We start from the raw sequence: 13,845 nt of genomic DNA, 5'->3' as shown, positions 1-13,845 counted from the left end.
CACACCCCCCCCCCCCCCCCTCCTCCCCCCCCCCCCCCCCCCCCCCCCCCCCCCCCCCCCCCCCCCCCCCCCTCCCCCTCCCCCCTCCCCCCCCCCCCCCCCCCCCCCCCCCCCCCCCCCCGGGCCACCCCTACGGGGTGGCAGGGGCATGCCCGGTCACTCCTGCGGCGGCCCGGGATGACACGAAAGGCGGCGGGGCGGGTACGTAGGTCTGCATGACACCTGAGCGATCCCTCCCGCCGGTGCCCACGTCCACCTACCGGCTCCAGCTCCAGCCCGCGTTCCCGTTCGCGGCCGCCGCGGCGACGGTGCCGTACCTGGCCTCGCTCGGCGTCTCGCATCTGCATCTGTCGCCCGTCCTGGAGGCCGTCCCCGGATCGGCGCACGGGTACGACGTCGTCGACCACGCGCGCGTGCGCGGCGAACTGGGCGGCGAGGACGGCCTGCGCGCCCTCGCGCGGACCGCCCGGGAGCACGGGCTCGGCCTGGTGGTGGACATCGTGCCGAACCACATGGCCATGGCCCCGGTCCACAACCGCGCCCTGTGGGAGGTGCTGCGCGAGGGCCCGAAGTCGCCGTACGCGCGCTGGTTCGACATCGACTGGGAGGCCGGGGGCGGGCAGCTGCTGCTGCCGGTGCTCGGGGGCCCGCTGGGCGAGGAGGCGGACGCCCTGCGGGTCGAGGGCGACGTGCTGCGCTACCACGACCACGCCTTCCCGCTGCGCGAGGGCACCGAGGACCTGCCGCCGACCCGGCTGCTGGACGCCCAGTGGTACCGCCCGGTGTGGTGGCGGCTGGCCCGGACCGAGCTCAACTACCGCCGGTTCTTCAGCATCTCGGAGCTGATCGGGGTGCGGGTGGAGGACCCGGAGGTCTTCGAGGCCACCCACGGCAAGATCCTCGCACTGCTGCACGAGGGCGTGATCGACGGGCTGCGGGTGGACCACCCGGACGGACTGGCCGACCCGGACGCCTATCTGGCGCGGCTGCACGAGGCCACCGGCGGGCGCTGGACCGTGGTGGAGAAGATCCTCTCGGACACCGAGCACCTGCCGCCCTCCTGGCCGGTCGCGGGCACCACGGGTTACGACGCGCTGCGCCGCGTGGACGGCCTGTTCACGGACCCGGCGGGCGCGGGCGAACTCCTCGCCCGCTACCGGCGGTTCGCGGCGCCCCAGACCGACCGGGGCGGCTCCTGGGACGCGACCGTGCGGCGCGCGGCGTACGGGGTGATCGGGCACGAGCTGGCCGCCGAGCTGGAGCGGCTGACCCGGGTGGCGGTCAGGGTGTGCGCGTCCTCGCCCGGCCCGGAGCTGCGCGACCGTGCCCCCTGGGCGCTCGCCGCGGCGCTGCGCGAGCTGCTCGTCCGCATGGAGGTGTACCGCCCCTACGCCTCCACGGACGCGGCCCGTGTGGTCACCGAGGAGGCCGCCGCCGAGGCCCGGCTCGCCTTCGTGGTGCCCGAGGAGGCCGGGGCCGTGGACGTCGTACGGGAGCTGCTGCTCGGGCGGCACGGGGACGGGCCGGAGCAGCGGGAGTTCCGCGCGCGGTTCGCGCAGCTGTCGTCGGCGCTGCGGGCCAAGTCCGTCGAGGACACGGCCTTCTACCGGTATGTGCCGCTGCTGTCGGCGACCGAGGTGGGCGGCGATCCCGGATCGCCGGGGGTGTCGCCGGAGGACTTCCACGCCTACTGCGCGCGCGTGCAGCGCGACTGGCCGCTCGCCGGCACGGTGGTGACCACCCACGACACCAAGCGCAGCGCCGACGTACGCGCCGCGCTCGCCGTGCTCACCGAGTGTCCGGAGCGCTGGGCGGAGCTGCTGGACGGCCTGTCGCGCCCCGAGGAGGCGGTGCCGGACGGGCAGCTGGCCTGGGCGGCCTGGCAGACGGTGTTCGGGCTCGGGCCCGCGGCGCCGGAGCGGGTGCAGGGGGCGCTGCTGAAGCATGTGCGCGAGGCCGGGATGTTCACGAGCTGGACCGAGCGGGAGCCGCCGTACGAGGAGGCGGTGGCGGCGTTCGTGGCGGCCGGGCCCTGCGGGGCGCCGGGGGAGCACGTGGCCGCGTTCCGGGCGTCCCTGGAGTCGCACATCCGGGCGAACGTGCTGGGGGTGGCGCTGGTGCAGCTGACGATGCCGGGCGTGCCGGACGTCTACCAGGGCACGGAGGCCGAGTACCGCGCGCTGGTCGACCCGGACAACCGGCGGCCGGCCGCGCTGCCGCCGCGGGACGGCGGCGAGAAGGCGGCGCTGACGACGGCCGCGCTGCGGCTGCGGGCGCGGCGGCCGGAGGCGTTCGGGGCGAGTGCCACGTACACGCCGCTGGCGGCGCAGGGCCCGGCCGCCGGGCACTGCGCGGCGTTCGCGCGCTCCGGCGAGGTGATCACCGCCGTGACCCGGCTGTCGCTGCGGCTGGCGGAGGCGGGCGGCTGGCGGGACACCCGGCTGCCGCTGCCGCCGGGCCGGTGGGCCGACGTGCTCTCCCCCGGGCGGGAGTTCGCCGGTCACGCGCGCGTGGCGGAGCTGTTCGGGGAGCTGCCGGTGGCGCTGCTGGAACGGGCCGGGGAGGAGCCGTGAGCCGCCGACGGGCGGGGGCGGCCGCGCCCGTGCGTCCGGGCGCCCCCGGGCGGCTCCGGCGCACATTCTTGACAGAGTCTCAACTCCGTGGGGTACTGCGGAGGCGAGGGCCGGCCGGACCAAACGGGGGTGAGTCTCCTGCCGGAGCTGCGCTACCCCACCCTGCCCGAACTGATCTCGTCCGCCCGGGCCCTGGCCGTGCGCCATCCCGGTCTGTGCGCCCTGCGTCAGGTGGGGGTGTCCCGGGAGGGGCGCCCGCTGCATCTGCTGTCCGTGGGCCGCGCCGGGCGGGCCGTACTGGTCGTCGCGGGCGCCCACGCCAATGAACCGGCGGGCGGCCCGACCCTGCTCGCGCTCGCCGAACGCGTGCTGCACGAGCGCGTGCTGCGGGACGGCACGTCCTGGCACTTCCTGCTGTGCGCGGACCCGGACGGGGCGAGTCTGCATGTGACGCCCGCGCCGCGCAGTCTGCTCGACTACCACCGGGGCTTCTTCCGCCCGGCCGGGCCCGAGCAGCCGGAGTGGTCGCCGTCGGTGCTGCCGCCGGACCGGCTGCCGCCCGAGACGCGCACCCTGACCGGGGTGATCGACGAGCTGCGCCCCTACCTCCAGGTGACACTGCACGGCACCGATCTGGGCGGCAGCTGGGTGCAGCTGACGAGGGACATCCCGGGGCTGGCGGAGCCGTTCGCCAAGTCGGCCGCCGAGCTGCGCATCCCGGTGGAGGCGGGCGCTTCCGACGCCGCGGGCTGGCCGACGTCCGGGCCCGGGGTGCATGTGATGCCGACGGGCGAGTCGGGGGTCGCGTACCCGAGCATGCCGGACGACGCGCGCAACAGCACCTGGTACCACGCCCATCGCTACGGCGGCCTCACGGCGGTCGTGGAGGTGCCGATGTGGGCGAGCGACCTGGTGGACGACGTGGCCCCGCATCCCGCTCCGGCGGCGGCGCTGCGCGTGCTGGCCGAGGGGCTGGTGCGCGACGCGCTGGAGGTGGAGCGGGTGCTCTGCGAGGCGCTGCCGCGGCTGGAGGGCGTGGACAGCCCCCTGCTGCGGGCCGGGCGGTGGGTGCTGGAGCTGGTGCCGGGGCTGGCCGCGGACTGGATCAACACCCCGCCCGCCGATGTCTCGATGGCGTACATCGGCAGCGTGGAGGCCTTCGCGCGGCGGCTTCCGCTGCGGTCGGCGGCGATGCTGCTGCGGGTGCTGCGCGCGACGGACGACCGCTCCGCTCCGCTGCTCGAACGGCTGGTGGTGGACTGGAGCGAGGCCTTCGCCGAGCGTTTCCACGCCCGCTGGGTGCCGCTGGAGCACCAGATCGAGCACCAGTCCCGCACGGTGGTCGCGGCGGCGCTGCACGCGCGCGTGTGGGCGGCCTGAGCACCGCCCGCACGCGCGCGGCGGCGGCTCAGTCGCCCATCGCGAACACCGAGCCCGTCAGGTCGGCCAGCTCGCACTCGTTGCCGAAGGTCCTGGTGTAGTCGACGGACATGCCGTTCCACCGCCCGCGCGCGTGGGCCGTGACCGGCGCGTAGACCATGGGGCAGGCCTCGCCCCGGGCCGGCATCCGGTCGACGCGGCCCGCCACGGCGGTGAGCTGCTCGCAGGCCTCGGCGGCGCGGGAGTGGCCCTGGGGCGGGTCGCACATCAGCAGGGTGCCGCGGGTGTCGCCGGACCGGTTGTCGCCGTGGGTGACGGAGACGTAGAGCCAGTTGGCCTGGAAGGACTCCTGGTGGGCCGCCTGGACCGGGGTGGCGGCGGCGACGAGGAGAGCGGCCGCCAGCAGGCCGCCCCGCACCGCTTTCGCTGTGATCGTGTGGGTCATGCCCGAAGCATCGGCACGACGTCCCCCGCGCCCCAGCCCCGCTCACCCGAAAGGGAGCCCTCCGCTCAGTTCACCGACAGTCTGAACGTCATGTTCCCGAAGCCGACCTGGTCGCCCTCGCGGACGACGGCGGCGCCGATCACCCGGCGGCCGTTGACGGTCGTGCCGTTGGTGGAGCCGAGGTCGCGCAGGACCCACATCCCGCTCTGGCGGGTCAGCTCGGCGTGCAGGCGCGAGACCGTCTCGTGGTTGAGCCGCAGCCCGCAGGCGGGGTCGCGGCCTATGCGCAGCGGGTGCCCGGTGTTCTGGTGGGGCAGCAGCAGCTTGGGCAGCCGCTCGGCCTGCCAGGCCCGGCGCAGCCGTACGGTGAACCCGGACACCGCCTCGACGCTGCCGAACACCAGCCGGGCGACCCTGTTCTCCCGGGGCAGGTCGGCGGTGAGCGCGGCGAGTTCGTCGGACCGGCGGGCGGCCAGCGCGAGCTCCATGCGGCGGATGAAGGTGTCGTGCGACAGCCGGCCCATGGCGACGCCGTCGCGCAGCGCCTTCAGCGCCTTGTCGCGCTCCGCGTCGGACAGCCGCGCGGGAAAGGCGGGGAACTCGAAGGACGACGTCACGCTGGTGATTGTCGGTCAGTGAACCCCAGGTGTCCAGAAAACGGGGAAACGGCCGCCACGCGCGCGTACCGCACGGCACCTGCGAGAAAGGAGGGTTTCGGCGCCGGATCGGCCCCCGGATCGATCTCGGTTGGCGCACCATGGGGGAGCTACATCACGGTGAGCAGACGAAGGGGAACCGTCCGTGCAGTTCGAGGTGTGGGCACCGCAGGCCGGCCGTGTGACGCTCCAGTGCGACGGGGCCACTCGGGCGATGGAGCGCGATCCGCGGCGCGAGGGGTGGTGGACGGCCGAGGCGGAGGCGGACGACGGCTCGCGCTACGGGTTCGCGGTGGACGACGGGCCCGTGCTGCCGGACCCGCGCTCGCGGCGCCAGCCGGACGGGCCGCACGGGCTGAGCGCGGTCGTCGACCAGGGGCGCCACGACTGGCGCACGGCGTGGGAGGGCCGTCCCCTCCAGGGGGCCGTGCTCTACGAGCTGCACGTGGGCACGTACACGCCCGGGGGCACCCTGGACGCGGCCGCGGAGCGGCTCGGGCATCTGGTGGAACTGGGCGTCACGCACGTCGAGTTGATGCCGTTGTGCCCGTTCCCCGGGCGGCACGGCTGGGGGTACGAGGGGGTGTCGCTGTGGGCGGTGCACGAGCCGTACGGCGGCCCCGAGGCGCTGAAGCGCTTTGTCGACCGGGCGCACGGGCTGGGACTCGGGGTGGTCCTGGACGTGGTGCACAACCATCTGGGGCCGGACGGCAACTATCTGCCCGCGTTCGGGCCGTACTTCACGGACACGCATCACACGCCGTGGGGCGTGGCCGTCAATCTGGACGCGTCCGGCTCGGACGAGGTGCGGGCGTTCCTGCTGGGCAGCGCGCTGGCCTGGCTGCGTGACTACCGGGTGGACGGGCTGCGGCTGGACGCCGTGCACGCGCTGGCGGACACGCGCGCGTACCCGTTCCTGGAGGAGCTGTCGGCGGGCGTGGACGCGCTCGCGGCGGAGCTGGGACGGCCGCTGTTCCTGATCGCCGAGTCCGATCTGAACGACCCGCGGACCATCACCACGCGGGAGGAGGGCGGGCTCGGTCTGCACGCGCAGTGGAGCGACGACTTCCACCACGCGCTGCACACCGCGCTGACGGGCGAGTCGCAGGGCTACTACGCGGACTTCGCGCGGGACCCGTTCGCCGCCCTGGCCAAGACGCTCACCGGCGGGTTCTTCCACGACGGCACGTACTCGAGCTTCCGGGGACGTAGGCACGGCCGCCCGCTGGACCGCGCCCGGGTCGCCGGGTACCGGCTGCTCGGCTACAGCCAGACGCACGACCAGATCGGCAACCGCGCCCAGGGCGACCGGCTGTCGGCCCTGGTCTCCCCCGGGCTGCTGGCCTGCGCGGCGACGCTGACGCTGACGGCCCCGTTCACGCCGATGCTGTTCATGGGCGAGGAGTGGGCCGCGGGCACGCCCTGGCAGTTCTTCACCGACCACACCGACCCGGAGCTGGCCGAGGCCGTACGGCGGGGCAGGCGGCGGGAGTTCACCGCGCACGGGTGGGCGGAGGAGGACGTTCCCGACCCGCAGGACCCGGCGACCCGTGAGCGCTCCTGTCTCGACTGGTCCGAGCCGCGGGCCCCGCACCACGCGCGCGTGCTGGAGTGGTACCGGGCGCTGATCGCCCTGCGGGCCGAACTGCCCGACCTCACCGATCCCGACCTCGCGGACACCAAGGTCGCCTACGACGCCGAGGCGCGCTGGCTGGCCTTCCGGCGCGGCGACATCCGGGTGGCCGTGAACCTCGCCAAGGAGTCCGCGCCCATCCCGCTGGGCACCCGCCCGGTACGCATCCTGGCCGCGTGGGAGCCGGTGGAGGCGCCGGGCGAGGACGGGGTGCTGCGGCTGCCCGGGGAGTCGTGCGTGGTGCTGTCGCAGGACTGAGGGGGCGCCGGGGCGAGAGGCGGTACCGGGGCGCCGGGGCGAGAGGCGGTACGGGGCGCCGGGGCGAGAGGCGGTACCGGGCGCCGGAACGGGAGGCGGTACCGGGCGCCGGAACGTGCCCTGGTACGCCCTAGTACTCGTCGTCCCCCGGCAGGTCCTTCTCGTCCTCCTCGTCCGCCGCCCGCAGCTCCGTGACCCGTTCCAGCAGGATGGCCTCCCAGGCGTGCCCCAGCTGGGTGCGCAGCAGCGGCAGCGGGACGGTCGTGTCCCGCCCGTCGAGGTGGGCGGCGAGGCGGATCACCGTGTCGCAGCGGGCCAGCCAGAGGCCGCGCAGGCAGGGGCGGGCGCCGTAGCCGGCGAGGGTGGCGGCGCGGACTGCGGCGGGGGAACCGACGGCGAGGGCGAGGCCCGCGATGTCCTCGGCGGGGTCGCCCAGGACCGCCAGGCCCCAGCCGAGGGCCCCGCGCACCCGGCCCTCGGCGCTGACCACGAGGTGGTCGCCGGTGAGGGAGTGATGGACGAGGACGGCTCCGCCGGGCTGCGCGGCGAGCTGGACGGCCGCGGGCGGGGTGAGCTGGTGCAGCCGGGCCGCGTCGAACTCGTCGGCGGCCGCGATCCGTTCGGCGGCCTGTGCGGCCACGCGGCGCAGCGAGTCCAGGGAGCGCGGTGTGGCACGCGGGACGCCGAGGGCCTCGGCCTGTCGTGCGGGCACCTCGCGCAGGCCGGTGAGCAGCCCGGCGAGGTCGGCCTCGCCGATCGCGGAGACGTCCTGCCGGTCGCCCGAGCCGCCGGGCACCTTGGTGTCGAGGGTGCAGGCGAGGCCGGGCGCCCATTCGCCCTGGGCGACGCTGACCGGTACGGCGACGGGGATGTGCGCCCGGACCAGGTCCCGCAGCCGCACCTCGCGGCGCAGCAGGGTGGTGGCCTCCGGGTCGGTGGCGAGGCGGAGCACATGGCGGCTCCCCACCCACCAGGTGGTCCGTCCCACGCTTTCGGGGATCGGCCGTACCTCGGGGCCGGCGGGGTCCTGCCCGCCGCCCTTGACGAGGGTGTGGAGCGCTCTGCGGACGGTGTCCGCGCTGGGTGTCGGTGCCTGGGTCATGGTCACGCCGTTGTCGCTCGGGGGTGTGGTCGGCAGAGACGGGTTCCGGGCGGGTCGCCCGGTCAGTCCACTATGACCATCTCGCGCGTGGTGCCGCTCAGCCGGCGGCCTCCGTCCTCGACGACGGCGTCCCCCGCGAGCGGTCCGGCATGCCTCGCGCCCGCGACCGTCGGCGCTGCCCGCCCCGTCCGGGCCCGGTGGTCGTCGTCGGTGAAGGGCGCGGGCGTACGGCCGGTCATCCGGGCCTCCCTGGGCGGACGAAGGGGACTACGGGCAGCATCCTGCCCGCCCGGAGGGGGCGGCGCGAGCCGGTTCGGCACACCACATGGGAAGTTAATGGTCACTTCTTGCACAGCCATTAGTCCTAATGGTTTGATCATTTCTATCCGTTAGGGCGATGACTGGGGGACACGGAACCGTGCTCGTACTCGCACACATCAGCGATCTGCATCTGGACGGCACCACGCGCGCGACGGAGCGTGCCCAGCGGGTCCGGGACCACCTGTGGGGGCTGCCGGGCCCGGTGGACGCCCTGCTGGTCACCGGGGACATCGCCGATCACGGCGCGGAGCCGGAATACGAGGAGGCCGCCCGCCTGCTCGGGCTGCGCGACGGCGACACGCCGTTCCCGGTGCTGACCTGCCCCGGCAACCACGACAGCCGGGGTCCCTACCGCAAGGTGCTGCTGGGCGAGCCCGCCGCCGAAGGGCCGGTCAACAGCGTCCGGGTGCTCGACGGCGCCGCCGTGCTGATGTGCGACTCCAGCATCCCGGGAGAGGACGACGGAGCCCTGGACGACGAGACGTACGACTGGATCGAGACGACGCTCGACGGACTCGGCCCGGACCTGCCGGCGCTCCTGGCGTTCCACCACCCGCCGGTCACCCTGCACCACCCCCTGCCGGACTCCTGCCGGCTGGGCGACCCGGGACGGCTGGCCGCGCTGCTGGAACGCCGGCCGCGGATCGCCGGGCTGATCACGGGCCACGCGCACACGGCGGCCGCCGGCGTCTTCGCCGGACGGCCCGTCCTCGTGGGGCCGGGTGTGACGTGGACGCTGCGGCTGCCCTGGGAGGGCGAGCAGGTCGCCGACCGGGACGCGCCGGTCGGGCTGGCCTTCCATGTGCTGGACGACGCCGGGGGCCTGACGAGCCATTTCCGTACGATCGCGTGACGGACAGCCAGTTCACGACGGACGGCCAGATCGCGACGGACGGCCAGATCGCGACGGACGGCCAGATCGCGACGGACGGTCAGGTGACGATGCCCGGTACGACCGTGAGCTGCTGGAAGCCGCCGCTCTCGTGACGCACCGTCACCTTCACCTCCTGGCCGGGCCGGGCCTCCGCCACCGCGCGGGCCAGGTCGGCGGCGGTGTCGACGCGCGTACCGCCGAAGTCGAGCAGTACGTCACCCCGGACCAGGCCCGCCGCGTGACCGGGTCCCGGGATGTGCACGCCGACGACCAGGGCGCCGGGCTTCTCGGCGTCGACCGCCTCCACGCCCAGGGTCGCGCCCGCGGGCGCCCGGGCGGCGGGCGTGGCCGGGGCGGACGAGGCCGCAGGTACGGGGGCGGGGGGCCGCGGGGCGCTCGGCCGCTGGAGTTCGGCGAGCCGGCTCATACCGATCACGGTGGCGCCGACGGTGCCGAGGCCCACGCCGGACAGCACCAGGACCGCCCCCGCGAGCAGGCCGAGCAGCAGGGTGGTGAGCCGTCGGCCGCGGCGCCGGGCGGCGTGCGGGCGCCGGACGGGTGTCCGGGCGGTGCCGCCACCGGGCTCCTGGCCGGGCATCGGCTTGGGACGCAGCGCAGTCTGTTCCATGGTTCGCCTCCGGCTGGTGCTCTACCCGGCGCACCCGGCCACGACGATCCCCGAACGAGTGAGACTGACCCGCGGTCAGCAGCGGGAAGCCTTACCGGTCACCGGCCGGGTCGCGGGCCGGAAGGGACTCTTCGACCAGCGCCTCGACCGTGCGCGCCGCCGCCCCGGGCACCCCCGCCGCGATCCGGCGCGGCGAGGGCCGTCACGTGCGGTGACGTGACTGCTCAGGCCCGGCCGGCGGGTACGGGCAGGGTGGCCGGGGCCGGCGCGCCGTCCGGGCGGAATCCGTGGGTGCGGCGGGCCAGGTAGTCCGACTTGTAACGGTCCACGGCGCGATGCCAGTTCAGGATGCCGGACATCCAGTTGCGCAGCGCGTCCACATAGCCGTCCATGGCCTCCCGGTCCTCGGTGGAGAGGGCGAAGTCCTCATGGACGACGGGCAGTTCGACGGCCACCACATGCTCGAACTGCTCCATGCGCTGGTTCATCAGGTCGGCGACGATCCGCAGCCCGGTCGGGTAGTCGCAGCCGAAGAAGTTCTGCACGACCAGGATCGCGTTGTGGACCTCGCCCTCGTACTCGATCTCCTTCTGGTACGAGAAGACGTCGTTGAGCAGACAGGCGAAGTCGATCGCGGCGTTCTCCAGGGAACGGACGGGGCCGCTGCGGTAGACCTCGGGCGCGATGCCGGGGGCGTGGCCCCTGCGGCACATGCTGAGGGTGAGGTCGGAGCCGAAGGTGGCCCGGCGCATCTCCAGGTAGTCGACGGGGTCGGGGACGCGGTGGTGGATCTGGTTGGCCAGCTCCCACACCCAGCTCTCGGTCATCACGTCGACCGCGGCCTTCAGCGTGCGCCGGGCCTCCCGGTCCATGTCCGCCGTGGTGCGCCGCCACAGGTCGGCGAGACCGCGTTCCATGCCGTTCACCGCGGGCGGCGGTTGCTCGCCGTCCAGGGGCATACAGGCCGAGAGGCGTTCGGTGGTCAGCCGGGCGGCGACGAGGTCGCGGCGCCGGCCGAAGACGAGCGGGTAGTAGTCGTCGCCGTAGGTGCCCCAGGCCAGCCAGTGGGCGCTGAGGTCGAGCGCCTCCTGACTGCCGTCGGGGTCGAGCCCGGCCGAGCACAGCGCCAGGTCGCAGGAGTCGAGCTTGTCCTCGTCCCAGACGCCCTCGCTGAGGATGCCCATGCGGTGCGACCAGGCGACCAGGCCGCGGCGCGCCTCGTCGAGACCGGAGTTGAGGCGCAGGGGGAAGGGCATGCGGATGTCCGGGATCGCGGACGGGCCGACCTTCTGGAAGGGGACGTGGCTGTGGGCGCGCAGCCGGTCCGCCGCGGTCGAGGCGAGCAGGGCCTGGATGTCGGCGGCACCGCCGAAGGGGCGGTTCCAGGGCGAGACGGAGGCGGCGCCCTCGTTCATGTAGCGGCTGGAGCGCATGTGCCACTCGTGGCCGCCGGACTGCCAGTCCTGGAGCCCCTTGGTGTACGCGGCGACCGCGGCGAGTTCGTCGGGGGCGAGGCCCTTCTCCAGCGCGACGGCGGGCACCTCGGTGAACGCGGTGTGCTCGAACTGGTGGAGGCGGGAGGTGAGGACGTCGTTGACGGTGTCGGCGGCCTCCTGGGTGGTACAGCCGAAGAAGGTCTCCAGGACGAGCACGCCGTTGCTGTGCTCGCCCTCCTCCTCGACCTCCCGCTGGTAGGAGAACAGGTCGTTGCGCAGGTGCACGGCGTCGGAGAAGGTCTCCATCAGCACCCTGAGGGGCCGGGTCGCGGCGACGGACGCGGGCACCTCGGCGGTGGCGTACTCCACGAGTCCGGCGGACCAGGGGGCGCCGCCGACCTTGCGGCGCATCTCGATGTATTCGACCGGGTTGGCGATCCGGCCCTCGTTGATGTTCGACAGCTCCCACAGGGACTCGTTCAGCAGATGCTCGGTCGCCACGGCGAAGCGGTGGCGCCAGTCGGCCGACATCGCCGGTACGGTCCGCCTCCACAGGTCGGCGAGGCCGGCCTCGACCGGGTTGGCCGGCTCGGGCATCGGGGCCGACAGGTCCATCGGCATGAACAGCGGCAGCCGGTCCAGATAGGCCTTGCCGCCCGCGCGGTCCTGGCTGCGCTTGAAGGTCTCCAGGAAGTGGTCGTCGAAGAAGAACACCCACACGTACCAGTCGGTGATCAGCGACAGGGCGGGGCCGTCGCAGTCGGGGTGGGTGTAGGCGCAGAGCAGGCCGTAGTCGTGCGCGTCGAGGTCGGCCTGCTCCCAGATCCCGGAGCCTTCCAGCATGCCCATCTCCCGTGCCCACGTGGTGGAGTGGGCGCGGGCCTCGTCCAGGTGCGGGTTCAGCCGGGCGGGGTGGGGCATGTAGAAGTGCGGGAGTTCGAAGGGCTGGGTCATGGGCGGGCCTTACCCATGCGTTTTCCCGTGCATCCGCCTGGGCTCATGTCATCACACCATCGCGTGAATTGCCTTTGGTGTGCGGAACTTTCGGGTGGGTGGGGGGTTCGGTGGGGGCCGGGGCGTGCGTCGGGTGCGGGGGTGGTGGTTGCCGGGGCGTGCGTCGGGTGCGGGCCGTCCGTGGCTGTTCGCGCAGTTCCCCGCGCCCCTGAGGGAGTGGGCGTGCGGATTCTCGGGCCGATCGGGGCGGTGGTTACGCGGTTCGCGCAGTTTCCCGCGCCCTTTGACCGCGCACGTTGGGTGTCTTTGCTAGGGGGAGTCGGTGGGGTCTGTTCCTGATGTGTTCGATCCGCGGGTGTACGGCGACGGGGTGCCTTACGGGGACTACCGGGTGCTGCGGGAGCGGTGTCCGGTGGTGTGGCAGGAGGAGCCGGAGGTGGCGGGGTGGCCGGGCGGGACGGGGTTCTGGGCGGTGACCCGGCACGCGGACGTGGTGCGGGTGCTCAAGGACTCCGCGTCGTTCTCGTCGTACGTCGGCGCGACCCAGATCCGGGACCCCGATCCCGAGGATCTGCCGTTCATCCGGCGGATGATGCTCAACCAGGACCCGCCCGGGCACGGCAGGCTGCGGCGGCTGGTCAGCCGGGCCTTCACGCCGGGGCGGATCGAGCGGTTCACGGCGGTGGTGGAGGAGCGGGCTCGCACACTGTGGGCGGGGGCACTGCGGCGGGCGCGGGAGGACGGCGGCACGGTCGACGTCGTGGCCGCGGTCACCGACGACTACGCCCTGCTCAACCTGGCCGACCTGCTCGGCGTGCCGGAGAGCGACCGCGGGCTGCTGCTGCACTGGACGCAGCGGGTGATCGGCTACCAGGACCCGGACGAGGCGGGGCCGCCGGTGCTGGACGGACAGGGCCGTCCGGTGAATCCGCGCTCCCCCGCGATGCTGCGGGACATGTTCGCCTACGCGCAGGAACTCGCGGAGCTCAAACGGCGGCGGCCCGCCGACGACGTCATGACCGTGCTCGCGCACGACGGCGAACTCGCCGACGCGGAACTGGAGATGTTCTTCTTCCTGCTCACCGTCGCGGGGAACGACACGGTGCGCGGCGCCGCCCCGGGCGGAGTGCTGGCACTGGCCGAGCACCCGGACACGCTGCGGGAGTTGCGGGCGGGCAAGCATGAACTGGGCACGGCGGTCGACGAGTTGCTGCGGTGGCATCCGCCGGTGCTCACCTTCCGGCGTACGGCCGTACGGGACACGGAACTGGCGGGGCGGAGCATCCGGGCGGGCGACAAGGTCGTGGTGTTCCACGCCTCCGCCAACCGGGACGAGCGGGTCTTCGACGACCCCGACCGGCTGGACCTGTCCCGGGCGCCGAACCCCCATGTCTCCTTCGGGGACGGTCCGCACGTCTGCCTGGGCGCGCACTTCGCGCGGCTCCAGCTGCGGGTGCTGTACCGGGAGGCGCTGCGGGAGCTGCCCGGAGAGTGGACTGCGGGGCGGCCCATACGACTGGTCTCCAACTTCATCAACGGCGTCAAGTCACTCCCCCTGTCAGTGACTTGACGCCGTGATCCCCGC

At 74.2% G+C, this 13,845-nt stretch carries 11 protein-coding genes; 5 read left to right on the top strand and 6 right to left on the bottom strand.

Annotation, left to right across the window (positions count from 1 at the left end):
• Window positions 1-215 precede the first annotated feature (215 nt).
• A complete protein-coding gene (gene treY, locus ACZ6SQ_RS30105) occupies window positions 216-2,573 on the top strand; it encodes a malto-oligosyltrehalose synthase (protein WP_469567589.1) in 2,358 nt (785 codons plus the stop codon).
• Between the two features lie 129 nt (window positions 2,574-2,702).
• Complete coding sequence (locus tag ACZ6SQ_RS30100; RefSeq protein ID WP_469567587.1) at window positions 2,703-3,953, top strand: M14 family zinc carboxypeptidase; 1,251 nt, start codon at window positions 2,703-2,705, stop codon at window positions 3,951-3,953.
• 28 nt (window positions 3,954-3,981) lie between these two features.
• On the opposite strand, the gene ACZ6SQ_RS30095 is transcribed toward ACZ6SQ_RS30100, so the two are convergent.
• Both ACZ6SQ_RS30095 and ACZ6SQ_RS30090 read right to left on the bottom strand, forming a co-directional pair.
• Window positions 3,982-4,398, bottom strand: a complete 417-nt coding sequence (locus ACZ6SQ_RS30095; protein ID WP_469567585.1) for an SSI family serine proteinase inhibitor — start codon at window positions 4,396-4,398, stop codon at window positions 3,982-3,984.
• 65 nt (window positions 4,399-4,463) lie between these two features.
• Entirely contained in the window at window positions 4,464-5,015 is a 552-nt protein-coding gene (locus ACZ6SQ_RS30090) for an FHA domain-containing protein (protein WP_386380890.1), read from the bottom strand.
• Between the two features lie 184 nt (window positions 5,016-5,199).
• Between ACZ6SQ_RS30090 and treZ the strand changes: the two genes are divergently transcribed.
• A complete protein-coding gene (gene treZ / locus ACZ6SQ_RS30085; protein WP_469567582.1) occupies window positions 5,200-6,945 on the top strand; it encodes a malto-oligosyltrehalose trehalohydrolase in 1,746 nt (581 codons plus the stop codon).
• Window positions 6,946-7,075: 130 nt separating this feature from the next.
• Here the strand turns inward: treZ and ACZ6SQ_RS30080 are convergent, their stop codons facing one another.
• A complete protein-coding gene (locus tag ACZ6SQ_RS30080; protein WP_469567580.1) occupies window positions 7,076-8,047 on the bottom strand; it encodes an aminoglycoside phosphotransferase family protein in 972 nt (323 codons plus the stop codon).
• Between the two features lie 62 nt (window positions 8,048-8,109).
• Entirely contained in the window at window positions 8,110-8,286 is a 177-nt protein-coding gene (locus tag ACZ6SQ_RS30075; protein ID WP_469567578.1) for a hypothetical protein, read from the bottom strand.
• A gap of 179 nt (window positions 8,287-8,465) precedes the next feature.
• Here ACZ6SQ_RS30075 and ACZ6SQ_RS30070 point away from each other — a divergent pair, with 179 nt between their 5' ends.
• Window positions 8,466-9,221: a metallophosphoesterase gene (locus ACZ6SQ_RS30070; protein ID WP_469567576.1), complete on the top strand. Its 756-nt coding sequence runs from the start codon at window positions 8,466-8,468 to the stop codon at window positions 9,219-9,221.
• Window positions 9,222-9,300: 79 nt separating this feature from the next.
• Here the strand turns inward: ACZ6SQ_RS30070 and ACZ6SQ_RS30065 are convergent, their stop codons facing one another.
• Together ACZ6SQ_RS30065 and cyc2 are read right to left on the bottom strand one after the other, a co-directional pair.
• Window positions 9,301-9,870 carry a PDZ domain-containing protein gene (locus ACZ6SQ_RS30065; RefSeq protein ID WP_469567574.1) on the bottom strand — a complete coding sequence of 190 codons (570 nt, stop codon included), beginning with the start codon at window positions 9,868-9,870 and terminating at the stop codon, window positions 9,301-9,303.
• A 224-nt stretch (window positions 9,871-10,094) separates the two neighbouring features.
• Complete coding sequence (gene cyc2, locus ACZ6SQ_RS30060) at window positions 10,095-12,260, bottom strand: germacradienol/geosmin synthase Cyc2 (RefSeq protein ID WP_469567571.1); 2,166 nt, start codon at window positions 12,258-12,260, stop codon at window positions 10,095-10,097.
• A gap of 322 nt (window positions 12,261-12,582) precedes the next feature.
• On the opposite strand from cyc2, the gene ACZ6SQ_RS30055 reads away from it, so the two are divergent.
• On the top strand, window positions 12,583-13,830 hold the full coding sequence (locus tag ACZ6SQ_RS30055; protein WP_469567568.1) for a cytochrome P450: 1,248 nt from the start codon (window positions 12,583-12,585) through the stop codon (window positions 13,828-13,830).
• Window positions 13,831-13,845: the final 15 nt, after the last annotated feature.

The organism is Streptomyces sp. NPDC048600 (assembly GCF_055587025.1).
Note: the sequence above shows the minus strand (reverse complement) of the source record. Positions and strands in the feature narration are given on the sequence as shown.

Bases quoted from the DNA above. Each gene is read 5' to 3' on its own strand.
- treY (WP_469567589.1), top strand. From the start codon at position 216: ATGACACCTGAGCGATCCCTCCCGCCGGTGCCCACGTCCACCTACCGG.
- cyc2 (WP_469567571.1), bottom strand. From the start codon at position 12,260: ATGACCCAGCCCTTCGAACTCCCGCACTTCTACATGCCCCACCCCGCC.
- ACZ6SQ_RS30075 (WP_469567578.1), bottom strand. From the start codon at position 8,286: ATGACCGGCCGTACGCCCGCGCCCTTCACCGACGACGACCACCGGGCC.
- ACZ6SQ_RS30080 (WP_469567580.1), bottom strand. From the start codon at position 8,047: ATGACCCAGGCACCGACACCCAGCGCGGACACCGTCCGCAGAGCGCTC.
- ACZ6SQ_RS30095 (WP_469567585.1), bottom strand. From the start codon at position 4,398: ATGACCCACACGATCACAGCGAAAGCGGTGCGGGGCGGCCTGCTGGCG.
- ACZ6SQ_RS30065 (WP_469567574.1), bottom strand. From the start codon at position 9,870: ATGGAACAGACTGCGCTGCGTCCCAAGCCGATGCCCGGCCAGGAGCCC.